Origin of the sequence: Nonomuraea sp. NPDC050786 (genome assembly GCF_040654115.1) — a bacterium.
Taxonomy (GTDB): domain Bacteria; phylum Actinomycetota; class Actinomycetes; order Streptosporangiales; family Streptosporangiaceae; genus Nonomuraea.
This window is the reverse complement of sequence record NZ_JBFAHJ010000013.1, coordinates 31,839-56,818: the sequence shown is the minus strand read 5'-3', so window position 1 is coordinate 56,818 and position 24,980 is coordinate 31,839. Positions and strand designations below refer to the sequence as shown.

Below are 24,980 nucleotides of genomic sequence, written 5' to 3'. Positions count from 1 at the left end.
TCTGTCGGATGAAGGCCGTCTCGAGGGGAGATGCAATAGGGACCGCTGTTTCCTCAGCGTTTCCGCGCCGCGATTCCGTTCCGCGTTTACTTCGAGCAAATGCCGCGTCCGCCACACTCGGCTCCGTAAGCGAGGGAAAGGTGCGCCATGCGGGTGCTGGTGGTTGAGGACGAGCGGCTGCTCGCCGACGCGATTGCCGAGTGGCTGCGTGAGGAGACCCACGCGGTCGATCTGGCGCACGACGGCGAGGCCGCGCTGGAACGGATCGCCGTCAACGACTACGACGTGGTCGTGCTGGACCGCGACCTGCCGCGCGTGCACGGCGACGAGGTGTGCAGGGAGCTGGTCGAGTCGGAGCGGGACGCGCGGGTGCTGATGCTGACGGCCGCCGCCCAGCTGGACGACCGGGTGACCGGCCTGTCCCTGGGCGCCGACGACTACCTGGCGAAGCCGTTCGCGTTCCCCGAGCTGGCCGCCCGCGTGCTGGCCCTGGGGCGGCGCTCACGCCCGGCCGTCCCGCCCGTGCTGCGGCGGGCGGGGATCACGCTCGACCCGGCGCGCAGGGAGGTCTTCAGGAACGGGCGGTTCGTACCGCTGTCGAAGAAGGAGTTCGCGGTGCTGGCCGAGCTGCTGCGGGCGAACGGCAGCGTCGTCTCGGCCGAGCAGCTGCTGGAGAAGGCGTGGGACGAGAACGCGGACCCGTTCACCGGGGCCGTCCGGCTCACCATTCTCAAGCTGCGCCGCAAGCTCGCCGACCCGCCGGTCGTGGAGACCGTGCCGGGGGTGGGGTACCGGATCGCATGACCCTCCGGCTGCGGCTCACGCTGATGTACGGGGCCGTCTTCCTGGTCGCCGGGCTGACCCTGCTCGGCGTCACCTATCTCCTGTTCAACCAGCAGCTGACCCAGTCGTTCGAGAGCCGGGTCAGGCCCGAGCCCGGCAAGCAGAAGAACCTGATCTTCGCCCAGGACGGCGTCGTGCTCACCGGCGACGCGGCGGTGGAGTGGCTGCGACGGCAGGAGGAGAAGCTGAGCGGCGCGGCCGCCACCTCACTGCTCACGCAGGGCGCGATCGCGCTGGCCGTGGTCGGCGGCGCGGCGCTTGGCCTCGGCTGGGTGGTCGCGGGCCGGGCGCTGGCCCCGCTGCACCGGGTGACCGACACCGCGCGCAGGATCGCGGCCGCTCCCATGGCCGAGCGCGGGCTGCACGAGCGGATCGCGCTGGAAGGCCCTGACGACGAGGTCAAGCAGCTCGCCGACACGTTCGACACCATGGTGGAGCGGCTGGACCAGTCCTTCGACGGGCAGCGCCGGTTCGTGGCGAACGCCTCGCACGAGCTGCGTACGCCGCTCACCCTGAACCGGGCCCTGGTCGAGCTGGCCATGCACCGCCGTGCCGCCCCTCCCGAGATCAAGGAGCTGGGCGAGAGCCTGCTCGAGATCAACGCCCGCCACGAACGGCTCATCTCCGGCCTGCTCCTGCTGGCCCGCTCCGAACAGGAGATCGCCGACCGGTCGCCGGTGGACCTGGCGGACGTGGTGACGCACGTGGTCGCGCAGACCGCCGGGGACGCTCACGAGGCGAAGGTCACCGTGTACGAGGTGACCGCTCCGGCGCCTACCACCGGGGACGCGTTGCTGCTCGAACGGCTGGTGCACAACCTCGTCGAGAACGGCATCCGGCACAACGTGGACGACGGGACCGGGTGGGTGCGGGTGGTGAGCCGTACCGTCTCCGACGGCACCGTGGAGGTCGAGGTCAGCAACACCGGGCCGAGCGTGCCGCCGTACGACATCCCGCTGCTGTTCAAGCCGTTCCACCGGCACGGGGCCGAACGCGTGGTCACGGCGCGGAGCGCGGGGCTGGGGCTGTCGATCGTGCGGTCGGTGGCGGTCGCGCACGGCGGGGACGTCAGGGCGCGGCCGCGAGAGGACGGCGGCCTGGTCGTGACCGCCTCCCTGCCGCACGCCACCCAGTGGTGACCGTCGAACCGTCGCGTTGGGTCTGGTCACAGGCATGCTTCGAGTGGCGGACGCGGCGGAAAGGTCAGGCGTCTCCGGCTCGGACGCGCCACACCGATGGGGCAAGCAGGGTGACGGCCGTGATCAGCACGGCCACCGCGGCGCCGGCCACGAGGACGGGGCGGGTGCCTGCCCAGGCCGCCGCGGGGCCGGCCAGTCCCGTGCCGAGCGGGGCCGCCACGAGCGCGCCGAGCATGGTGACGGAGGTGGCGCGGGCGACGAATCGCTCGGGGAGGTTGCGCTGGATCGCGGTGGTCTGGAGCACGTTGTAGACCACCACCTGCATGCCCGCGCCCACTCCCGCGAGTGCCAGCAGCCACACCTCGGCCGGGATCGCCAGCAGGGCCGGGAGCGGGGCCATGAGGAGGAAGAAGAGGAGCGCCGCCACCATGGGGCGCGCGGGTCTCCAGCGGGCGCCGACGAAGCCTCCCGCCAGGCCGCCGACGGCGTACGCGATGCCGATCGCCGACCAGGCCGGGGCGCCGCCGAGCTGCCGGTCGGCGACGTACGGACCCAGCACCATGATCGGGGAGACCACGATCGCGTTGGTGAATGCGACGTGGACGATCCAGATCCACAACCAGGGATGCCGCGACACCTCCGTGATGCCCCCGCCGATGCCGGCCAGCAGACCGCCCTTCCGTGGCACCGCATCTTCGGCGGAGAACCGGTTCTCCGTGGGCAGCCGGTAGAGGAAGGCCATGCTCACCAGGAACGTCAGCGCGTCGATCAGGATGGCCCAGCCCGGCCCGACCAGCGCCACCAGGGCTCCCGCCGTGCCCAGCGCCACCATCGACGCGGCGCTTCTGGAGAGCGAGATCAGGGAGTTGGCCGCCTGCAGGTGCTCCTTGCCGGCCAGCGAGGCGACGAGCCCTATGGCGGCCGGGCTGAAGAAGGCCGATCCGGCGCCGGCGACGAGTTGCAGGGCCACCAGCATCCAGAGGTGCGCGGTGCCGGTGAGCAGCAGGACCGCCGTCGTGCCGTGCGCCACGAAACGGGTGAGGTCGGCGAGCAACATGACCGTCCTGCGGGAGAAACGGTCGCCGACCGCGCCACCCAGCAGGGTCAGGAGGATGACGGGCAGCCGGGTGCTCAGCACGACGATCCCCAGGTCCACCGGTGATGCCGTGAGGTGCAGCACGGCGAACGCGATCGCCAGCGGGGTCAGCGAGTCGCCGAACGCCGATGCGGTCTGGCCCAGGTAGTAGCGCCTGAAGCCCCTGTCCCCCAGCGGCGCGAACATCGAGCGGGTCGCGGCCGGCCTGCCGGCGGCGGGATCGCCGACTCTGTCGCCGGGACGCACCTTCATGGCGGTCGGCCTCCAACGGTCCTGTGACGTCGGCACGCGACCGTCGCGGCCGGTGCGATCCGAAGATCCGGGGACACCCTGCCAGTCCTCACCGACAATTCCGGGGACAGGTGCCGACGCCGGGCTCGCCGTCCGTTCCTTTTGGCACCCCCGAGCCGGACTTGTCGATAAAAGGCAGCTTTTCCGGCGACTCCGAAACATCACAACAAACCCGTATTGCAGTCGCTATCGTACGTAACGATCACCCGCACCCGTCTCAGGAGTCACTTCTCTCATGGCGCATGTCGAACCGCTGCGGGAGGACGACCCGACGGCATTAGGCGCGTACCGCTTGCTCGGCCGGCTCGGAGCGGGCGGCCAGGGCACCGTCTACCTCGGGCAGATGCCCGACGGCCGGCAGGTGGCCGTCAAGCTGCTCCGCGAGGGCGCCGGCTTCGACGACCGGCTGGCGAAGGAGATCGCGGCCGCGCGGCGGGTGGAGCCGTTCTGCATCGCGCAGGTGCTGGACGTCTCGCTGGGCGCACGGCCGTACATCGTGACCGAGTACGTCGACGGGCCTTCCCTGCAGCAGGCGGGCCGCCACACCGGGGCCGACCTGCAACGGCTGGCGGTCGCGACGGCCACCGCGCTGGCCGCCATCCATGAGGCGGGCATCGTGCATCGGGACTTCAAGCCCGCGAACGTGCTGCTCGGTCCCGGCGGGCCGCGGGTCATCGACTTCGGCATCGCGCGGGCCATGGATGACGCCGTCACGCATACCAGCAGCATCGTCGGCACGCCCGCGTACATGGCTCCCGAGCAGCTGGCGGGGCAGCCGGTGGGGCCGGCCGCCGACGTGTTCGCCTGGGCGTCGGTCATGGTGTGGGCGGCCAACGAGACGCCGCCGTTCGGGCAGGACACGCTGCCGGCCGTCATCAACCGCATCCTGCACAACGAGCCGCAGCTCGGCGACCTGCCGCAACCGTTGCGGTCCGTCGTGTACGACTGCCTGGCCAAGGATCCACGTGCCCGGCCGACCATGCGGGACGTGATCCTGCGGCTGCTGAGCGGGCAGAACGCCGCGGTCCCGAGCCCTTCTCATCCGCAGCAGGATTTCCAGGCCCGGCCTCAGGCGTACGGGCAAGCGCCGGGAGTGCCCGGGTGGGGGTCTGGGTACGCGCCCGGCCAGGGGTCGGCACCCGGTCAAGGGTCGATGCCGGGTCAAGGGCTGCCCTTCCCTGGCCAAGGGCCATTTCCCGGCCAAGGAGCGATGTCAGGTCACGGGCCGTTCCCCGCCCAAGGCGGGATGCCGGGCCAAGGGCCGTTCCCCGGCCAAGGGCCGATGCCGGGCCAAGGGCCGTTCCCGGGCGCGGGGACGGGGCCGGGGCCGGGGCGGAGGGCTCGGGCTGCGGGCGGTCGCCGGATCGGCGTTCCCGTGGCCGTGGGGGTGTCGACCGTCATGGTGGTGGCGCTCGTCGCTGGCGTCGTCTGGCTCGCCCCTTGGTCGAAGCCGACCACCTCGGCGTCCCTCGCCGCCGGCTCCCCGAGCCCCTCCACCTCCCGGACCAGCAAACACGCGGCGACCACGACGCCGCCGCGAAAGACCCCGAAGCCCACCCGTACGCCCACTCGTACGCCCACCGTGCGAAAGACGACCCCCAAGAGCACGCCCACGCCGACCCCCAAGGCCACCAAATCCACCACGGCGCCACCGACCAAGACGCCGACCAAGACGCCGACCAAGACGCCGACCAAGACCGCGACACCGACTCCCACCCGCACCACCAAGAAACCGGCTACGACCGCGCGGGTCAGCATCCTGGAGATAGAGCTGTTCGGCGGCCCCGGCCAGGACGACTCCAAGGGCTGCTACATGCCGCCGATCCACTTCCAGACGAGCGTGGAGTCGACCCGGCAAGAGGTGTGGATCTCCAGCGTCTGGCTGGTCGACGGCAAGGCGATCTCGCGAGGGAGGTCGTGGGTGTCGAAGGGCACGTATACCGCGTTCGTGAGTTCCCAGCAGTACATGCTCAAGGCAGGGCGCCACACCCTCACCCTCAAGGTCACCGCGCCTTCCACGGCGCAGAAAAGCATGTCGATCAACATGTGCGATCTGAAAGACTACTCGTGACGCCGGAGGCCATCGGCCCGTACCGGGTCGTCAGGGAGCTGGGCGAGGGCGGCCAGGGCGTGGTCTACCTGGCCACCGCCCCCGACGGCGCCCAGGTCGCGATCAAGGTGCTGCGTGAAGGGGTGCCGGGTGACGGCCGGTTCGCCAAGGAGATAGCGGCCGCGCGGCGGGTGGAGCCGTTCTGCATCGCGCAGGTGCTGGACGCCTCGCTGGGCGCACGGCCGTACATCGTGACCGAGTACGTCGACGGTCCCTCACTGCAGCAGGCGGGCCGCCATTCCGGGGCCGACCTGCAACGGCTTTCGGTCGCGACGGCCACCGCGCTGGCCGCCATCCACCGGGCCGGCGTCGTCCACCGGGACTTCAAGCCCGCCAACGTCCTGCTCGGACGGGACGGGCCGCGCGTCATCGACTTCGGCATCGCGCGGGCGATGGATGCCGCGCTGACCCGTACCAGCAGCATCGTGGGGACGCCCGCGTACATGGCGCCCGAGCAGTTCATGGGCGCCGCCGCCGGGCCCGCCGTGGACGTGTTCGCGTGGGGGGCCGTGATGGTGTACGCGGCCACCGGCGCCCCGCCGTTCGGCAACGACTCCGTGCCGGCCGTACTCAGGCGGATCCAGTACGAGGAGCCGCGCCTCGACGGGGTGCCCGAGCCGCTGCGCTCGATCGTGTACGCGTGCCTCGCCAAGGACCCCGCGGCCCGCCCGGCCATGCAGGACGTCCTCTTCCAGCTCATCGGCGGCCAGGCACCACCACCCCCAGGCGGTCACCACCCACCGCCAGGCGGTCCCCCGCACGCGGCCTCCCCAGCGGGCCACGGGCCGGCGCATGCGCCCTCCCTTGGCCACGCGCCATCCCGAGGCGGCGGTGCCGGACACGCGGGCTTCCCAGGCGGGTCACCGCAACCAGCTTTCCCCGGCCCTGCCACCGGACCAGGCCCCGACCGTCCGCCGCACCCGGCTTTCCCCGGTCCTGGGACGGGACCAGGGCCCGGCGGTCCGCCGCACCCGGCCTTCTCCGGTCCTGGGACCGGACCAGAGCCCGGCGGTCCGCCGCTCCCGGCCTTCTCCGGTCCGGGTGCCGGACCAGGGCGTCCGCAGCGGCCCCCGGTCCACCACCTCCAGACCGGCCCCAAACGGACGGCCCCTGGCAACCAGCGCACGCTGATCTTCGTGTCCAGCGGGGTCGCGGTCGTCGTGGCCGGTGCCGTGGCGGCGGCCTGGTTCTGGTTGCCCAGGTGGCCCGCCCGGACCACCACCGCCACCATCGTCACGGCCCAGAGCCCCACCGTCCCCGGAGCGACGAAGTCCCCCAAAACCTCGCACCCGACCTCCGAGCCACACCCCACCAGAACCGCGAAGACGCCGAAGGCCACCAAGACCCGCAAGACCACGAACCCCACCACCGAACCCACGTCGCGGCCCACGACCACGCCCACCACCACCAAGCCCACCACCGCAGAACCAACCACCACAAAACCGACCACCACCAGCAGCGCCAGCGCGGGCGGCGTGAGGTCGGTGGCCTTCACGTACGAAGGCATCAGGATGGGCGACTGCTGGCGCAACGACATGAACATCTGGGCCAAGGTCGCGGCCACGGGCACCTACAGCTACCGGTGGCTCGTCAACGGCCAGAACCAGGGCAGGCAGGAGGGCACGGCGTCGTCGAAGCCCCTGCTTCCGTCCATCACGTGGAAGGGCGAGGGCACGTACAACATCGTCTTCGAGGTGGTCACCCCGAAGAGCTTCCGGAAGAGCGTCGCGGTGAAGATCTGCAGCAACAGCGAGAGCTGGGGCGACGGCTGGTAGGACACATGAGCTTTGTCCGCCTGCCAAAGGCGCTTCTCAGCCCGCCGCCGCGCGCCCGGCACTCAGCCGTTCCACGTCGGCGACCACCCGGTCGCGGATGTGGCAGATCAGTTTGGCCAGATCGGCGCAGTAGACGGAGGGATTGAGAAATCCCGAGCCGGCGCGGTATCGAGTGCTGTACTCACCCGCCCCGCACACATCCCGGATCGAGCAGGAGACGCAGATCGGCGACAGGCCGGCCACCCCTCGCTGCCGGGCCACGACTCCCGGGAGGAGCCGCGCGTCGTCGAACGTGTTCCGGAAAACGTCCAAGCCGGTGTACGGGGCGCCCTCGTAGGCGGACTTCAGAGCGTCGCCGAGTTCGATGGTTCCGTCGCTCTCGACGACGATGAGCTGGAACGGGCCGAGCCCCAGCCCCTCGGTGTAGGCCTGACCGCCGAGGCACGACGTCATGATGTTCTCGAAGAGCCTGACACCGGCCGGAAGCGGCACCGTGGCGTACCAGCGCTCGAAGATCGGGATCAGCCAGTCCGCGTACGCGGTGCCCCCGTCCGCGGAGGTCCATCCCGGCGGAGGAGACGACCAGTTGCCGAGCGGCAGCAGGAAGTCCACGGCCGGCGCCCCGGTGGCGAGCAGCGCCTCGTAGGTGGTCAGAGGGTCGTTCTCCAGGTTGACGGTGCAGAGCACGAGGTCGAAGAGGTCACGGTAGGCGGGGCGGTTCAGCGCCTCGATGCCGCGCATCACCCGGTCATGGCTGCCGCGGCCGTTGGCGTACTTGCGGTGACGGTTCTGGCCCTCCTCGTCGCCGTCGAGGCTGACCGTGACACCGATGCGGTGTTCGCGCAGGACGTTCAGGAGTTTCTCGTCAGAGAGGAGCACGCCGTTCGTGGTGGTGACGAGCCGCAGCGGGACCTCGGACGGCGCGGCGCTCCGGAACGCTCGCGCCGCGTACGCGAACTGGTCCGCGCCGGCGAGCAGCGCTTCGCCGCCGTGCAGCCGCACCGACGCTCCCTGAATCTCGCCGGCGTGCGCCCGCAGGTGCTCTCCGAGCCGGAAGGCGACCTGGTCGATCGTCTCCCGCGACATGGCCACCGGTTTGCTCTTCCAGCTCTGGTCGGCCATCTCGTACATGTAGCAGTAGTCACAGGCCAGGTTGCACCGGCCGTGGAATTTGAGGGCGAATTCCACGAAGGGCAGAGGGCGCCAGGACGGATCCGCAAGCGCCTGATCGGTCACGTCCTGAGTCGGCCATTCGGCAGCCCGCTCTGTCACCCGCACGATCGGTAGCTCGATCACGATGTCCTTCGCCTCTCTGCCCTTCGTGTCACAGCAGGCCGCCACCCGGCCCGATCAGCGCTCCGTCACCTGTTGAAAGTGCCGGCAGGACGGAAGACGTCGTCGTCGGCGGTCACCCGGTTCAGCACCGCACCGAGCGCGCTGTTCTGGTCGGCGGTCGCCGCGACCTCTGAGAGGTTCGCCTGAGAGGACTCGGCAGCCGAAGCGGCACCGGCTGCTCCGACCCCGACCGCGGACGCGGCGGCGAACGCAGCAGCTGTCAGGGCCACCTTCCGTACGAGATTTCCCTCACGTTCCGGCATTGGATGCTCCTTCCGTACGGCCGGACATCGACCTGCCGCCATGGCGATTGCGACCTTCGCGGCCCGTGATGTCCTGTTCCGGTTGGGATCAACGGAAGTTGATCACGACAGTCGGACGGTACCTCACCGCCCCCACAGAGCCGCTACAGAACCGCCACACGGCCGGTTCTCCGATGCCCGGCCCGTCCGGAAGCACGAGGCAGTACATCCCTTGCCGCACGTTTTGGCAACCGCCGACCTTGTCCGGATTACGTTGATGACATGGGATATCTGCCGATCGGCGAGCACGGGCTGATCGGCGACCTTCGGACGGTCGCCCTGGTGGGCACGGACGGCACGATCGACTGGTACTGCTGTCCGCGCTTCGACGCGCCCAGCGTGTTCGCCGCGATCCTGGACGACGAGCGCGGCGGGGCGTTCGAGCTCGCCGCCGACCTGCCCGTGCGGACCAACCAGTTCTACGTACCCGACACGAACGTGCTGGTCACGCGGTTCTTCACCGATGAGGGCGTGGCGGAGGTCCAGGACTTCATGCCGATCGCCGAGGAGGAGTCGCACGAGGCCGACCGGCACCGGCTCATCAGGCGCGTGCTGTGCGTACGCGGCGCGCTGCCGTTCCGCGTACGGGTGGCGCCCCGCTTCGACTACAGCTCCCAGACGCACACCGTGCACATGACCGACGGGCAGGCCACGTTCGTGTCGCCCGGGTTCTCGCTGAGGCTGACCGCCACCGTGCCTCTGGAGAGCGACGGGTGCGATGTCCAGGCACGGTTCAAGCTCACCGAGGGCCAGCAGGCCGTCTTCGCCCTCGACCGGCTGACTGAGGGGGTCGCGCCGAGATCGTGCGCGCTCATCGAGGCCGAGAAGGCGTACAACGACACGGTGCGGTACTGGCGACACTGGCTGTCCGCCTCCCGCTACCGCGGCCGCTGGCGGGAGATGGTGCACCGCTCCGCGCTGACGCTGAAGCTGCTCACGTACGCGCCGACCGGCGGCATCGTCGCGGCCGCCACCACCAGCCTGCCGGAGCAGATCGGCGGCGGGCGCAACTGGGACTACCGCTACGTGTGGGTGCGCGACGCGGCCTTCTGCGTGTACGCGCTGCTCAGGCTGGGCTTCACCGAAGAGGCCGAGGCGTTCATGAGCTTCCTGTCGAAGCACGTCAAGGCCGGCCGCGGCCGGCAGTCCGGCCCACTCCAGATCATGTACGGCATCGACGGCCGCACCGAGTTCCCCGAGCGCGAGCTCACCCACCTGAAGGGCTACCGCGGATCGGCCCCGGTACGCGTGGGCAACGCCGCCGCCGGCCAGCTCCAGATGGACATCTACGGCGCGCTCATCGACTCCGTGTACCTGTACAACAAGTGGGGGCAGCCCATCTCCAGCGATCGCTGGGACGAGGTGTGCGCGCTGGTCGACTGGGTCTGCAAGAACTGGGACCAGCCCGACGAGGGCATCTGGGAGACCCGCGGCGGCCGCAAGAACTTCGTCTACTCCCGGCTCATGTGCTGGGTGGCCGTGGAACGCGCCGCGCGGGTGGCGCTCCAGCGCGGGCTGCCGGCCGATCTGCCGACCTGGCGCGAGGCCCGCGACGCGATGTACCGCCAGATCATGCGGCAGGGCTGGTCGCCCACGCTGAACGCCTTCATCCAGCACTTCGACGAGGACGTGCTGGACGCCTCGGTGCTGATGATGCCGCTGGCCAAGTTCGTCTCGCCCACCGATCCCAAGTGGCTGTCCACGCTCGACGCGCTGGCCGAAGGGCTGGTGTCGGACACGCTGGTGTACCGCTACGACCCGCTGATCAGCCCCGACGGGATGCAGGGCGAGGAGGGCACGTTCTCGATCTGCACTTTCTGGTACGTCGAGGCGCTGACCAGGGCGGGCCGCCTGGAGGAGGCCCGCCGGGTCTTCGACAACATCCTCAGCTACGCCAACCACCTGGGCCTGTACGCGGAGGAGATCGGGCGCTCGGGCGAGCAGCTGGGCAACTTCCCCCAGGCGTTCACCCATCTGGCGCTGATCAGTGCCGCCTTCAATCTCGACCATGCCATGGGCTGACGGCAGACTGGGCGGATGACGTCGTGTGATCATCAACCGGCCACGCCGTTCGAGGAGCGGCTGTGGGCGGCGCACCGGGACGGGCAGGCCGCGCTGTGCCTGAGCCTGCTCCGCGACGCCGACCTGGCGCTGCCGATCACCGCCGCCGCGGCGGCCGGAACCGAGGCCCCCAGCTGGGCGACCGCCACCGGCCCCGATCGGACGTGGCTCCTCGCCTACACCTCCGTGGAGGCGATGCGGCTGGCCACCGGAGGCGCCGCCGCCTACTGCCGCGTCCTCTCGCTGGTCGAGCTGGCGGCCGGCTGGCCGGACCTGCGGTGGGGGCTGGCGGTCAATCCGGGGCTGACGGCCGCCTTCATGCTGGAGCCGGGAACGGTGGCCAGGCTCGCGGTGCCCACGCTGGCTCAGGACCTGCTCCTCGATCCCGGCTCGGGGGTGCCGGCGGTCCAGAAGCTGCTCTCCCCCACCGATGTCCATGACCTTCTGACCGGGGACGAGCCGCGGGTCTCCGGCTACTGCCACCACGCGCTGGACGTCTCGCACATCGCGACGCCCGCCGTGCTCGCCGAGGCGCTCGGGCAGCCCGGCATGCTGACCGAGAGCGGCTCCCTGAACATCCTGCGCTGGCGCCCCGCGGGCCTGGAGCTCTACCGGACCCCCTATGGCGGCACCGACGAGGAGACCAGGGCGGCGGTGGCGGGCTGGGTGATCGAGGAGCCGCCGTTCGTGGGGATGGGCCTGGTGCCGAACGTCGATCACGTCATCCGGGAGTACAAGGTGTACGGCGTGGTCCTGCCGCACGGCGCGGAGATCTGGGAGCTCACGTCCGGGGGGACCGAGCACCGGCGCGCGATGTACCACGGCGACCTGCGGCGCTGGCTGCTGATCGGCAGGCGGTCCGGATGAGCCGCGCCTTCTACCGTGCCCGCTGGCGGGACGCGGAGTACGTGGCCAGCCCTGAGCCCCACTCGCTGGAGCTGTGGATCCGGCTGCGCAGCGCCGAGCCGGCGGACGGCTTCGAGGAGGTCGAGCCCGGCTGCCACGTACGCACAGTGCCCGCGTCCGAGTGCGCGGCCGTGCACTTCGTGACGACGGTGTGCGGCTGGCGGGGGGAGCTGTTCCACGTGCACGACGAGCGTGCGGGTCAGCTGCTGCTGGAGTACCTGGGCGGATCGGCGCTCACGGCGGCCGAGCTGGGGATGGAGCGCATCGAGCGGGGCGTGTACCGCCTCTGGGTGCCCCGCGAGGAGGTCACCGATCCGCGGGAGCACGCCGTTCAGCTGAATGTCGGAAATTAACACTTTTGACGGAGACTCTTGTCTCCTGATGTTCATGTGACGGAAACTGACTAGAAACGTAGGAGTGTCGTAAGAGACTTTTCACGTGGGCTTCAGGGGGATTTATGGAGTCGCTCGACCGGCCCGACGCGGCGGCGATGCGGGCGTACGCCGATGAGCTGCGTGACATGTTCCGGCAGATCCAGGACGCGGGCGTGGAGCTGCACGCCCAGGCCAGAGCCGTCCAGGTCACCGAGAAATCGCGCGACGGCCTGGTGTCGGTGACCGTCGGCCCGCGCGGCGAACTCGTCAGGCTCGACCTCGACCCGCGCATCTATCGACGGCCGGACGCACGGCAGCTGGCGGACACGATCGTCGAGACGGCCGAGCGGGCGGCGGCCAAGGCACGGGAGCGCATCGAAGAGATCCTCGAGCCGGTGATCCCCCGTGCGGAGCTCGAGGCCCACCTCGACGGCGATCTCGAGACCGCCATGGCGCAGCTCGCGGAGCGGATGGGGGGCCGGCGATGAGGCTCTGGGACGGTACGGAGATCGTGAAGTCCGTCGTGCACCGCGGGATCTCCGAGTGGTCGGCGATGGCCGAGGACCTCGACCGAGAGTCGGCGAAGGTGATCAGCGAGGTCAGGGAGGCGCTCGCCGCCGCTCCGTGGGGCGGCGGCGCCGAGGGGCAGGCGTTCAAGGCCGCCCACTTCAGCAACGACGGCCCGGAGCGGATGCTCACCCAGTACGCCCAGCTCACCAAGCAGATCATCGACGCCGGGAGCAGGGTGCGCGCGGCCGTCGACCACACCCTGCACACGGACGCCGCCATCGAGCACGATCTCGCCGCCAGAACGAAGGAGATCTGAGGCCCACGACGTGACGGTCCACACCGACACCGGCGTCAACACCCCTGGCGGCCTGCCGACCGCGCAGCCCCCGGTCCAGATCGACAGCGACGTCCGCCCGGTCTGGGAGACCGAGGCGCTGCCCGACTGGGTCGTCAACTGGCTGATCCCCATGCTGTCGGCCGGGCAGAAATGGCCGGAGGCCACCGAGTCCGGGCTGGCGAAACTGGCCGCGAAGTACTACCAGGCGGCCATGAAATCCGTCGGGTCCACGCCGCTCGCGGGCGCGGCCGCGCGCACCGTCGTGACCGGCTGGAATGCGCCCGCGACCGCGAACTTCCTCACCAGGGCCCAGTTCCTGCACGGCCAGGAGGGCGGGCTGGCCGGGGTGTCCCGGAACTCGCTGGCCTTCTCCCAGCAGGCCAACAACTTCGCCGTCGAGACCCAGTACTCCAAGCTCTCCATCAACGTGGCCTTCTGGGTGACGGTCGTCGCCATCGCGATCGCCATGATGGTCTCCTTCTTCTCCGCCGGCACCTCCACCGCGCTCGTCGGGCCGTACGCCGCGGGCGCCCGCGCGGCCATCACCAGGATCCTCGTCAGGCTGGCGACGATAGGGGGCAGAGAGCTCGGCGCGACGCGGCTGGCCAGGGTGACCGCGCTCAGCGGCGCCACCGGACGCGGCGTCATCGCCAGGCTGCTCGGCTCGTCGATCGGCAAGGAGCTCATCGAGGAGATCGGCGAGGAGTTCTTCATCGACGCGGTCGCCCAGTACCAGCAGATCAAGATGGGCACCCGGCAGGAGTGGGACTGGCAGAAGTCCGGGGCGGCGATCATCGGCGCGGGCACCGGTGCGGTCTTCGGGACCGCGGTGGCCGGGCCCGTGTCCCGCGTCACCAGGCATGTGCCGGGATTCGGGGGCCGCGCGCTGACCACCGGCCTGACCAACACGATCGCCTCCCCGGCGGGCAGCTTCATCGCCAACGGCGTGGTCTACGGCCAGTGGCAGAACCCGTTCACGACCGACTCCCTACTGGGCGGCTTCATGGGCGGCGCCGGGCGTACCGGGTCGATCAGCCCGTTCAATCCCGAGGTCTACACCGCGCTGGCCCACCCGATCACCACTCTGGCCTCCGCGTACGACTCCGCCGCGCGCACCGACGCCGCCAACGCGGCGGGCGATCCGCCCGCGGGACCGCCAAGCGGGAACCCGTCGAACGGCGGCCCCACCCCGAGCGGCGGCCAGCCTCCCATGCCGGGGTCCGTCCAGCAGCCCGGCCCCGGGACACCCGCGCCCACCAGGTCAGGCGGCACGACGACCATGCCGGACGTGGACCCGAACACGCACAGGCGCGGCTCCACCTCGCCCACCAGCGACCAGGGCCGGCCGGACCCGCGTTCGGAGGCTGCCAGGCAGGCCGGCTCCGCGTCCCGTCCCACCGGCGACGCGGACTCGCAGTCCGGCCGCAGCGCCACGGCGGGAGCGCCCGCTCCGCAGAGCGACGACGAGACGGCGCAGCACCGCGACGCCCACGCGCAGAACGACGACAACCCCGCCCAGCCGGACAACAGCACCGCACAGCAGGGCAACCGCACCGCCCAGCACGACAACAGCGCCACACAGCAGGGCAGCAACCCTGGGACACCGGACAGCAACCCCACACAGCCCGACGGCCACCAGGCGCCATCCGCCGACCAAGCGCCGTCCGCCGCCCAGACCACCACCCACCAGGCGGCGACCGCCGACGACGGCTCCGGCCATCCGGTCTCCTCCCTCACCGGCTCGACTCCCTCCGCGACCCCGGCCGCCGGCCCCATGACCGCCGCCGAGCGAGCCCGTACGGCGCTGATCGGCGCGCTCACCACGGACTTCCCCGACGCGGTGATCGGCCCGACGGGCGACCTCCTCGTCAACTCCGCCAACGGCGTGCGCGTGATCCCCGCCGCCACCATGACCCGCATCCGCACCGCGCTGGACACCCGGGCCGGGGAGGTCTCGGACCTCGCGGACCTGCAGGCCGAGGCGGCCGCCATGCTGACGGTCGCCCAGGGCGCGGAGACAGCAGCCCGGGACGCCGCCCCGGACGCCGGCACGGCACCCGACGCCACCCCCGCGCCTGCTCCGGCCCGCGCGCGGGCGCACACCAGCAAGCCAGGGACGGTCACGTCGAGGCCGGTCCCCGGCACCAGGTACGTGACCGACGGCCGCCCGGACACCGTCCTGTCCGAGGACGAGGTCCATGACGCGGCCGGCGACTGGCTCACCCGCCACTTCCTCGACCAGGGCGTGCGGAGCGTCACCTGGTCGCAGGACAACCGGACGCTGATCGTCCGTACGGAGACCGGCACCCACTACTTCCGTCCCGTCATCGGCGGCCTGCACCCGGACCTGATGGGCAAGACCGACATCAAGAGGGGCACGGACGAGGACCACCCGCACCTGGTCCACTTCGGCCCGCACGTGCACCCCGACCAGCTGCCCAGGGTCTGGCTGCACGAGATCACCGACACCCTCCAGGAGCTGCAGGCGGCCGGCGAGGGCAGGCGCCAGGGATTCCTGCGGCGCAAGGCCGGCCGCGAGGCAACGCGCGACGCGTGCGTGGACGCCCAGCGCAACGAGCTGTCGCTCCTGACCGAGCAGTGGCATGAGGCCCAGACCCTCCACGAGAAGCGGCGCTTCGCCATCGACATCGACGGTGTGATGCGCGAGCTGAGCAAGCGCGGCCACACCCCGCCGCTGCCGCCCTGGGCCCCCACGCAGGCCACCCGGCCACGTCACGCTCCGCCCTTACCTGGCGCCCGTCCGACCGCCGAGGACGTCCGGGCCGTCATCGACGCGCTGATCCAGGAGGAGGCGGCGCTCGAGAAGCAGATCCAGGCGAAGAAGAACAGCGCCCAGGAGGCACGCAAGCAGGCACGCAAGGCCACGAAGGAGGCGCGCAAGGCGAAGAACCAGCACGATCAGGGCCGTTTCGAGCGGGCACGCAAGGCGCGGCAGGAGAACCGCGCGCACCGCGCCACCGCGGCCCGGCACACCAGGATCGCCCAGTCGTACGGCGCCGTGCTGGTGGAGGCACGGGAGGCGAGGCAGGCCTACGAGCGCATGCTGGCGGCGATGAGCCTGGCGGCCAGGCCCGCCCGGCCGGGAGAGGTCGGCATGGCCTCGATCGCCCGGTCGCAGGAGATCGATGCCAGGCGGCACCACCAAAGCTACCTGGACGCGCTGGAAGCCACGCTGCCGCCGGGGGACAGCCTGTCCGCGGCCATGCCGACGGGCCGGCTCGCCCATCTGAACGCCCTCACCACCGCCGTCAACCGCATCCTGGAACGGAACAAGATCGGCCACCGGTTCACCCCGAACGAGCTGGAACGCGCCCTGCGGGCCGACTGGCACAAGCTCGTCTCCGAGGACGGCGTCGTGCTGAGCGTGGGCCGCGGCAGCAGGGCGGCGGAGGTGCGGATCAGGCTCACCCTCACCGACCTGGTCGAGGTGCTCGACCCGGGCATCAAGGCGTCGGAGATGATGGTGGGCCTGTTCTTCCAGGCCGGCCGGACCGTCTCCGCCACCGAGTCGGGCAGCGTCGGCATCCCCCTCGGCTTCGACACATCCGTCCTGGCGCAGCTGATGCCGGAAGGTGAGTGGCCCAGGAACATGACCGAGCTGCTCAAGGTCGGCCTCGGGGCCACGGCCGGGCGCAACTGGTCGGCGACGGGCGGCGCGGGGATGTACGCGCAAGGGGGCTCGGTCTCCGACAACAGGAGCGAGTCGCTGCTGTTCGACGCCGCCGCGACCTGGACCGTCGAGGTCCGCACGCGGCAGTCGGAGGGCTGGCGGGACACCACCGTGGTGGACTCCGGCGAACCCGGCGACGCCTCCGCCCAGCAGCTGTGGGTCTCGCACTCCTTCACCGACCAGCCGCCGCGGAAGCTGACCTGGATCGACGACGACAAGCGGGACCCGAAGCTCCCCAACCACGTCCTCACCAGCATGACCGGCCTGGAGGGCGCTCTCGACACGGTCGCGGCGGCGCTCGGCGGGGACTACGCCCAGGTCGGCACCGTCCCCCACGACCAGCTGCGCACGTTCGTGACCGACGAGCTGCCCCACCGGCTGCGCGACGCGACCAACGGGTTGGAGCGCGTCTTCACCAGAAACGGCCAGCCGCACGCGAAGGTGCACGCCAAGACCAGGGTCGTGCTGGTGGAGAGCGAGCCGCTGGGCGGGTCCACCGCGGAGGAGTTCGAGGAGGAGGTGCTCGTCGACTTCGCCGCGACGCCGGGCGGGGCGTCGTCGGGCGGATCGCTGGAGGGCAACGCCTCGGCCGGCTTCAACGATCCCGCGCTGCAGGGGATCGGCGGGCTCGGCGACTACCATCCCACCATCGGACCGCGGGCCAGCGGCTCCAGGTCGGCGTCGCGGTCGTACTCGGCCACGGCCAACAAGCAGGCCATCCACCCGAGCGTGCACAGGAAGACGAGTCCCAAGCAGAGCTACCGGCTCGTGCTGGAGACCACGTTCACCGTGGAGATCATCGGCAAGCCGCCCGTCAAGCTCCGGCCGCCGGTGCGCAGCACGGCGGTGGTCAGCATGCGGGAGTCGGCCGCGTACCGCTTCGGCCTGCCCGTCGACCGCGCGGCGCTGGTGTACAAGGACGGCCGGCCGGTCACCGACGCGGAGGGCAACCAGGTTCTGCGCGGCGATCCCCGTCCCGAGCCGCCCCCAGGGCGCAAGGCCGAGCTGCCCGTGTGGCTCGGCGACGGGCCGGGACAGCTGCGCGGCGCCGGCCCCGCCCTCGTCCAGGACATCGACGGGCTGGACGCGTTCAGGAAGAAGGTCCTGGACGAGCTCGCCGAGCGCGGCATCGTCCCGAAGATCGTGGAAGGCGTGCCGCAGTACTCGTCCAACCGGATGGAGCGCGCCGCCCAGATCCTCAACATGCAGGAGGTCGCCGAGCAGCTCTCCGAGCACCGGATCAGGTCCGCGTACGACGTGCTGGCACAGGACGGCATCCTCGTCGACCTGGTGATGCACGGCCTGAACGGCAAGCCCGAGCACCACATGCTGCGCCTGTCGCTGAAGCAGGACTTCGGCGACGCGCGCTACATCGGGTACTCGGACTCGGAGACGGTGGTCAACCTCGACATCGGCTCCGACACCTCGGCCCGCGCCGTCAGCCGCTCCAGGACGTACGGGGCGGGCGCCTCCGTCAGCGAGAGCGACGGCCCCGACCAGGGGCACGACGGCCTCTCGCACGAGGTGGGCGTCAACGCCGGCGGCAGTCGCACCCGTACGGCGGGCTCGAGCGTCGGCGGCACGGTCAACGTGGTGACCCTGCAGGAGAGCACCGGCCCGGTCGCGATCTTCTCCTTGGGCCACGATCTGACCGCCGAGCTGGTGCACGACGGCGAGACGACCACCCTGGCGACCGAGCCGGGCCGGGCCAGGCTGCTGTTCGCGGCGGACATGCTTCCTTCGGTGAACGACTCGCCGCCCACACCTGTCGGCAAGATGTCGCAGAAGGTGCTGTCCAGGGTGAAGCTCCTGCACTTCGACACGCACGGCACCCTGGAGCCCGCGGCGAAGAATGTGCTCCCGAGGGGCATGCGCCAGGATTCCGTGGCGTACCAGACGATCATGGCGGCTCTGGGGCTGCGCAACCTCGTCTCGCACCCCAGGATGCTGAGGAGGTTGCTCACCACCGGCCTCGGGATCCGCGCCCGTGGAACGCCCTCCCGGTCGTCGATGACCGTGCAGGGCGAGGTCGGCGACGTGGAGGTGGTCGGCGCCGTAGACCAGGTGAGCGGCGAGATCCTGTTCGGGCTCGGCAGCGCCGGCGTGTCCTGGGGCGGGTCGTCCGGCCTGTCCGTCGGAGCATCGACGAACGTCTCCGACCTCGACGACGGCGGCACGTCGAGCGACAGCGGCAAGGTCTCACTGCCGTCCCGCTCGGGAGGCACCTCCGAGTCCACGTCGATCCTCGACATCTGGGGCACGGAAGAGCTCACGATCAACTTCGGCCGCCAGTACATCCTGCGGGCCTCCGTAGACCTCACCCTCCGCGGCTCGGAGGACGCGGGACACGCGGTGGGAACTCGGGTTCCCGCCGGCAAGGACGGCGAGGCCACGGCACGGGGCACCGGGCTGTTCGTGCTCCCCGAGGAGGAGGCGCTGCTGCTCTACTCCCAAGGCGAGCTCCCGCTGCCGACCGCCCTGGTGGGCGATGCCATCGAGCGGTTGCTCAACGGCAGCCTGCCTCTCGACCGGACCCTCGCCGTGCCCGTGGTCCAGCAGTACATCAAGGACGTGGCCAAGGCGCGGGCGGCCGGCGCCGACGTGAGTTACGCCGACCGCCACACCCCGCAGGCTCTGCTCGCCAAGATCCAGGAGGTGGCCGGCCTCGGCCCGGCGGCGACCATGGCCCGGCAGGGCAGCGAGGAGCAGCAGCTCGACGAGGCCCTGGGCAGGGCGTCGGAGATGATCAAGGATGCCAGGGAAGTCGTGCTGGCGCCGTCGTACGACAAGGCGATGGGCCTGGGCTCCGCGAAGTCCCTCGATATAACCGACGACCAGGGCAACCCGGTCGACATGCTGGACGCGGTGCTGACCGCCGTGCGCGCCGCCGCCCCCGAGGCCGTGGACGGCAGCCCGACCCTGACCGACGAGCTGGACGTCGACTTCTCCAGCGAAGCCGCGCTGATCCACATCACCGAGATGTGGTCGGAGCGCGGCTACGAGAAGAGCTATCACCTGCAGGCGGGCCCCCAGGTCGCACAGGCCGAAGAGATCACGGTCACGGCGCGGCTGGTGTACGAGGACCCCGCGGACTCCCTCAAGGGCGAGCTCCTCTGGCGCATGGCGCAGGCCGGGGTCATCAACCAGCATTACCGCTACACCGATCTGACGCACTCCGAGTCGTACAACGGCTCGTACTCGGCGGGCCTGGACTATGGCGCCTCAGACCAGGGCGACGGCCACGGGGCAGGTGTGTCCACACACCGGGGCCGCTCATACTCCGGCTCCGTCAACCGGCAGCGCACGCGGCTGCAGCGGGCGGCCATGTTCAACGGCCTCGACATGGTCGAGCAGAACATGAAGCTGGTCATCGAGGTCAAGCGCAAGCCGGTGCGCGGCGGGAAGGCGCCGGTCACGGCCCGCGAGGCGGTCGACGTGCTCCGGCACAGGCCCCGCAGCGCCCCCCCGGTCCATTACCGGGCCAGGCTCGTTCGGCGCATCCCGAGCGGCATGACCCGGCCCGTCGCCGAGGACCCGGGGCCGCTCGTCAACGTCACCGACCCCCGGCAGTTCGAGTTGCACCCCGGCTTCTTCACGCTGGCGCTGTGGGAGGACTCGCGCAAACCCAGCCTGTTCGAGAACGTCACCGCGCAGCTGGCGAAGATGCTGGGCCCCAAGACGGTCGAGGAACGCCTGTCCGAGCTGGCCAAGCGGCTGTCCCCGGGGGCGCTGCTGACCGCGTTCGAACGGATGACGGGGCCCGGCGGCGATGTCGTCGTGCGGCTGGCCAGGCAGAAGTTCAAGGACCAGGGCGCCCAGGTCAGGATTCAGGCCCGCCTGTCGGACTTCACCGTCGTCGCCGGGCCGTTCGACGCTGAGAAGGGAGAGGTCGACCGGGCGGCCGACGCCCAGAACGCGTCGATGTCCCGCAGCCACGTGCTGCCCATCAGCGAGAGCGGCAGCGTGAGCGACGGCGAATCCGGCCTCAGCAGCGGCGGGAGCGTCGGCGCGCAGGCGTCCGAGAGCGTGAGCGACCACCACGGAGCGCGCCGCGAGCGCAGCAAGTTCGAGAAGGGCAAGGCCTACGTCGTCCGGCTCAGAGTTGACTACGATCTCACCTTCGAGCACGTGGCCCGGCTGCGGAACGGCGACGAGCACGTCGTCGGCAAGCCGGTCCACCTGCCGGGCGCCACCAGCGGCAAGGTGGATGTGATGCTCTTCGGGGAGGAGATCGAGGAGCTGCTCGCCCGGGTGGAGGCGAACGAGCGGCTGGCGCCGCCCGTTGACCACGGCTGGCCGACGTTCAGGTTCGTTCCGAGCCAGGGCCGCACAGGGCTGATCCAGATCTTGCAGGACGCCCGCGTGGCCGCCCGCGAACGCCGCGCGGTGGCGCGGGTGGCCGTGCAGGAGGCTGACGGCCTCCACGTCTACCTGGCCGCCCCCGACGGCTCGGTGCGCAGCGAAGTCCCCGACGGCGGGTTCGCCGAGGCGTTCTCGACCCTCTCCCCCATCCTGCTGGAGGCCGCCGACCTGGCCCGTCTCGACCTGCGTGACGTCTTCATGAACTCCGAGCAGCCCGGCACGTTCTCCCATCAGGTCAAGGCCGAGCTGATGGGACGCGGCATCTACCCGGTCGACATCCGCAAGTCGGCCTGGCCCGCCGAGAAGGTGACTCCGGTCCAGCCGGTGGGCGGCAGCGTCGCCCAGGGCACCACGCCCGCTACCATGCCGTCGCCCGCGATCGAGGGCACGCCTTTCGCACGGTCGGCCCGGCCCGACGGGCTCCCCGACCTGACCCTGGACGAGGTACGCCGCCAGAACGTCACGGCCGGCGACCTGGGCGCAACCGCCTCGCGCGTCACCTGGGGCCAGGGCGACGGGCTGACCGTCCAGGTCGCCACCGCGCCCGACCAGCACGTCCGCGTGCTGATCGAGGAGCCGGGCGAAGGGCTCTCAGCCTCCACCGAGCTGCGCGCGGGCACGCCGGACGACCCGCATCTCCTGCGCGTCTGGCCGCGCGTGCATCCGGCCGTCGTGTCGTCGGCCCTGGTGCACGAACTCTCGCACATCACGCAGGCGACCGTCGCCGCGGCGGCGGGCGCGCCGCATGGCGTGATCAGGACGTCTCTGTCGGAGCACCAGGCCGAAGGCACCGACTACTGCCTGCTCCCCCGCCTGGACGAGCACGCCCACCTGTCAGGCAAGTGGCGCGCGGCCACCGACCAGGCCACGCGCCAGGTGCTGGCCGACGCCATCGACGTCATCGGCGCCGACCTCGAACGCCGCGGCCACACCCCGCCCCCGCCGCCGTGGGGCACCGGTCCGCGCGCGCCGGCTCCCGCCCGGCCGCAGGGCAGGATCGCGAGCCTGCTCAACGGCGGACCTCCCGTGGGGCTGGACACCTCGCCGGCCGGGCTCGACCGGATGGCGGAGATTGCCGGCGTCGCCGAGGTGGCTCAGGCGAGCGGCGCGCGCGAGTTCACCGTGACCGCGAGAGGCCGGACGTTCACCGTGGCGCTGGCCGACGCGGCGCCGGACGCCACGGCGGTGACCGTGGACTCGCGCACGCAGGACCGGCTGGTGCTCCGGGTGCCGCAGGAAGCCGGGCGGCACGCCGAGGTCGCCGTGGCGGAGCAGATCGCTGCGCACGCGGCCGCGCTGGCGGGCCGCCCACAGGGCCGGACGCTCGGACCAGCCCCCAGGGTGCCGGGACAGGTGCTCGGGGTGCCCGACGCCGTGACGCTCGCCAGGCTGCGCGGGCTGGCCCGGATCGTCGCCGAAGCGGGACCGGCCGGCGCGATCGCCGAGCGGGCCGCGCTGCGGGCCGAGGCCGAACGGGCGGGGCTGGCTCCCGGCCGGCCGGGGGCGGCGTCCAGCCTGCTGGCGCTGGGGCGGGCAGGCGAGCTCTCTCCCGCTGACGTGGCGGCGATCCGGGGCCCCGCGACGCTGCCGGAGACGGCCGCGGCCAAGGCCGTCGAACGCGGCGCGGCGCTCATGGGCGCCCGGGTCTACACGTACGGGCCGGGCCTGATGGACATCGTGCTGCCCGGACGCGCACCCATCCCCGTCGAGGTGCGGCGGGAGCAGGATGCCGCCCCCGAGCCCGGCATGCTGACCTTCCAGGTGGACGGCCGGCGTACGATCGGCGCGAACGAGCGGGCCGCCGCCGCGACGGCCGCGGGAGCGGTCGCCCGAATGCTGGGCGCGACGTCCGGTGACCACGCGGCCCTGGCCGAGCTGTACGAGAGCGTGCGCCAGGCTCGGGCGGCCACCGCGCGCCAGCGGCCGGCGCGGCTGGGCGTGCTCTTCGACCTGCTGGCCGGCGCCCGGCCCGAGGTGTGGCGGCTCCTCCCGGAACCGCTGGCCGCCGAGCTCGCCACGCTCGCGAACGGCCGGCGGCCCCAGGACTGGCCCGCGTACCTGGACCACCTGCGCGCGCTCGCCGACACGACCGGCTGGCAGCCGCCGGAGGAGAAGGCGTGCACCTGCCCCGCCGACGGACCGTGCGTGTGCGGCCGGCGCGGCGGGCGGCCCCCGCTCCAGGTGCCGGCCACGGCGGCGGTGTGAGCGGGATCGCTCGTTCCGGCATGATGGGACTCCCGAGGAGAGGACGGCTATGGCATTCGCGGTGGCACGGACGAGGGACGAGGCGCATCTCTACCTCGATCTGCACCCGTGCGCCTGCGGGTCGGTGGACACGACCTGGCAGAGCGGGCTGGTCAGCGTCGAGGAGGAGCTGGTCAACCGCTACTCCGGCGCGTGCGGGGAGTGCGGGACCCGGCGGGAATACCTGTTCGGCCTGCCCGAGCGCCCGGTGGCGCCCACCGGCTATCCGACGTTCGGCGGGGCGGAGCCCTCGGAGCTGCTCGACGCGGGCGAGTGGCTGTGGGTGGCCGACCTGACGGCGGGCAACGTACCGGTGGACGACCAGGCCGAGGCGCGGCGCACGCTGCGGATCGCGACCGCGGCGGTCGAGGAGGTCGTCAAGTTCGTGCCGCCCGGCGCGGACGCGGTGCCCGACGACGGGTTCTGGTCCGAGCGCGGGCAGCGGATGCGGGCGGCCGAGCCCGGCAGGTTCCAGCTCGACCGGCTGCTCGTCGTCAGGGACACCTACCAGGAGCTGGCGGCCCAGCATGCCTGAGCGCGGACTCGCCCGTTCACTCGTGGAGGCGTACGTCCACTTCGACCTGGTGCACGGCGGCGAGCCGGGCGCGTCCCGCCGGGCGGCGGTCGAGCAGGACGAGGACGGCTGGGTGGTGCGTCTCGGCGACGCGGAGGTGCTCGTCCCCCAGGAGGCCGAGGCCGCGGCGAGATACGAGAAGCTGATCTTCGGCACCGGCCTCTCCGAGCTGATCGACCCCGGCCAGTGGGTGCTCGTCGCCGCCACCTACGCGAGCAGGGCACTGGAGGGCGGCCTGTTCTTCGCCGCGGATCCCTCGGACGCCGCGGGGTTCGACAGGGTCGCGGCCGACTGGCGCTTCGCCGCCGACGCCGTGGCGGAGGCGCTGAAATTCTTCCCCGAGGGCGCCGCCGAGCTGCCCCTCGACGCGTTCTGGACGGAGATGGGCAGGTCACTCCGGGAGTCCCAGCCCGACCGGATCACCAGGCGCAAGCTGGAGAGCGATCTCGCCTTCTACCGCCAGAGCCTGGACGACTTCCGCCGTCTGCACGACCGCTGAGGACCGGCCCGGTCAAACGCCTGGTGATTGGGTAAAGGACCGGGACACGCACTTTACCTCGGAGGGCATCGGACCGGCGTGACGAAGAAGACACTCCTGGTGGCGGCTGCGGGCTGCGTCCTGGCCGTCCCCGTGGCCGTCTGGTGGCTGGTCGGCAATCTGAGCGTGGCCGCCCCGCCGGGCACCGAGCTCGACCGGGCGATCCGCCCGCCGGCCGTCGATCCGTGGGCCGAGCGCGCCGCCGGTCTCGCGGCGGCGGTGGTGGCGGTCGGCACGCTGGCCCTGCTCCTGAGGGCGTCGCGGCAGCGCCGGTTCGACCGCCGCTGGTGGGCGGCGCTCCTGCCGGCCCTGGTCGCGGGCGCCGTCACGGGAGCGGGCTGGCGGGTGGTGACCGCGGGGACGCTCGGCGCCAACATCGGCGCCGGGCTGACGGTCATCCTGGGCGGCCCTCTCGTGGCCCTGCTCCTGCTGTGGGCGCTCGGCTGGTCGGCCCGTCTCCTGCTGTCCCGGAGAGCCACTCACTGACTTGAG

At 71.6% G+C, this 24,980-nt stretch carries 16 protein-coding genes; 13 read left to right on the top strand and 3 right to left on the bottom strand.

Going from position 1 to position 24,980, the window contains the following annotated elements; translation table 11 throughout:
- The first annotated feature begins 147 nt into the window (after nt 1-147).
- Nucleotides 148-804 (top strand): response regulator transcription factor, encoded by a 657-nt coding sequence (locus AB0H84_RS23835; protein WP_349449369.1) that lies wholly within the window; start codon nt 148-150, stop codon nt 802-804.
- Nucleotides 801-1,982, top strand: coding sequence for an ATP-binding protein (locus AB0H84_RS23830; RefSeq protein ID WP_357607959.1), 1,182 nt, complete (start codon nt 801-803; stop codon nt 1,980-1,982). The genes AB0H84_RS23835 and AB0H84_RS23830 overlap by 4 nt, the downstream gene beginning before the upstream one ends.
- Before the next feature lie 64 nt (nt 1,983-2,046).
- Here AB0H84_RS23830 and AB0H84_RS23825 read toward each other — a convergent pair whose 3' ends face one another.
- A complete protein-coding gene (locus AB0H84_RS23825; RefSeq protein ID WP_357607956.1) occupies nt 2,047-3,330 on the bottom strand; it encodes an MFS transporter in 1,284 nt (427 codons plus the stop codon).
- Nucleotides 3,331-3,604: 274 nt separating this feature from the next.
- On the opposite strand from AB0H84_RS23825, the gene AB0H84_RS23820 reads away from it, so the two are divergent.
- Entirely contained in the window at nt 3,605-5,440 is a 1,836-nt protein-coding gene (locus AB0H84_RS23820) for a protein kinase (protein WP_357607953.1), read from the top strand.
- Nucleotides 5,437-7,254: a serine/threonine-protein kinase gene (locus AB0H84_RS23815; protein ID WP_357607950.1), complete on the top strand. Its 1,818-nt coding sequence runs from the start codon at nt 5,437-5,439 to the stop codon at nt 7,252-7,254. The genes AB0H84_RS23820 and AB0H84_RS23815 overlap by 4 nt, the downstream gene beginning before the upstream one ends.
- Before the next feature lie 36 nt (nt 7,255-7,290).
- Here the strand turns inward: AB0H84_RS23815 and AB0H84_RS23810 are convergent, their stop codons facing one another.
- Together AB0H84_RS23810 and AB0H84_RS23805 are read right to left on the bottom strand one after the other, a co-directional pair.
- The gene (locus AB0H84_RS23810; RefSeq protein ID WP_357607948.1) at nt 7,291-8,442 is read right to left on the bottom strand and encodes an FxsB family cyclophane-forming radical SAM/SPASM peptide maturase; all 1,152 of its coding nucleotides are present in this window, start codon (nt 8,440-8,442) and stop codon (nt 7,291-7,293) included.
- 173 nt (nt 8,443-8,615) lie between these two features.
- Nucleotides 8,616-8,852 (bottom strand): hypothetical protein, encoded by a 237-nt coding sequence (locus AB0H84_RS23805; protein ID WP_357607946.1) that lies wholly within the window; start codon nt 8,850-8,852, stop codon nt 8,616-8,618.
- Between the two features lie 261 nt (nt 8,853-9,113).
- Here AB0H84_RS23805 and AB0H84_RS23800 point away from each other — a divergent pair, with 261 nt between their 5' ends.
- The 9 genes from AB0H84_RS23800 to AB0H84_RS23760 all read left to right on the top strand — a co-directional run bounded on the left by AB0H84_RS23800 (nt 9,114) and on the right by AB0H84_RS23760 (nt 24,974).
- Nucleotides 9,114-10,913 (top strand): glycoside hydrolase family 15 protein, encoded by a 1,800-nt coding sequence (locus tag AB0H84_RS23800; protein WP_357607943.1) that lies wholly within the window; start codon nt 9,114-9,116, stop codon nt 10,911-10,913.
- A 15-nt stretch (nt 10,914-10,928) separates the two neighbouring features.
- The gene (locus AB0H84_RS23795; RefSeq protein WP_357607940.1) at nt 10,929-11,819 is read left to right on the top strand and encodes an SseB family protein; all 891 of its coding nucleotides are present in this window, start codon (nt 10,929-10,931) and stop codon (nt 11,817-11,819) included.
- Nucleotides 11,816-12,211, top strand: coding sequence for a hypothetical protein (locus tag AB0H84_RS23790; RefSeq protein WP_357607937.1), 396 nt, complete (start codon nt 11,816-11,818; stop codon nt 12,209-12,211). The genes AB0H84_RS23795 and AB0H84_RS23790 overlap by 4 nt, the downstream gene beginning before the upstream one ends.
- A gap of 104 nt (nt 12,212-12,315) precedes the next feature.
- Nucleotides 12,316-12,720 carry a YbaB/EbfC family nucleoid-associated protein gene (locus AB0H84_RS23785; RefSeq protein WP_357607934.1) on the top strand — a complete coding sequence of 135 codons (405 nt, stop codon included), beginning with the start codon at nt 12,316-12,318 and terminating at the stop codon, nt 12,718-12,720.
- Nucleotides 12,717-13,058: a hypothetical protein gene (locus tag AB0H84_RS23780; RefSeq protein ID WP_357607931.1), complete on the top strand. Its 342-nt coding sequence runs from the start codon at nt 12,717-12,719 to the stop codon at nt 13,056-13,058. The genes AB0H84_RS23785 and AB0H84_RS23780 overlap by 4 nt, the downstream gene beginning before the upstream one ends.
- Nucleotides 13,059-13,068: 10 nt before the next feature.
- Entirely contained in the window at nt 13,069-23,337 is a 10,269-nt protein-coding gene (locus AB0H84_RS23775; protein WP_357607928.1) for a hypothetical protein, read from the top strand.
- A gap of 49 nt (nt 23,338-23,386) precedes the next feature.
- Complete coding sequence (locus AB0H84_RS23770) at nt 23,387-23,911, top strand: hypothetical protein (protein ID WP_357607925.1); 525 nt, start codon at nt 23,387-23,389, stop codon at nt 23,909-23,911.
- Nucleotides 23,904-24,449: a hypothetical protein gene (locus AB0H84_RS23765; RefSeq protein ID WP_357607922.1), complete on the top strand. Its 546-nt coding sequence runs from the start codon at nt 23,904-23,906 to the stop codon at nt 24,447-24,449. Before AB0H84_RS23770 ends, AB0H84_RS23765 begins: the two co-directional genes overlap by 8 nt.
- Nucleotides 24,450-24,527: 78 nt before the next feature.
- The gene (locus AB0H84_RS23760; protein WP_357607919.1) at nt 24,528-24,974 is read left to right on the top strand and encodes a hypothetical protein; all 447 of its coding nucleotides are present in this window, start codon (nt 24,528-24,530) and stop codon (nt 24,972-24,974) included.
- The last annotated feature ends 6 nt before the right edge of the window (nt 24,975-24,980 follow it).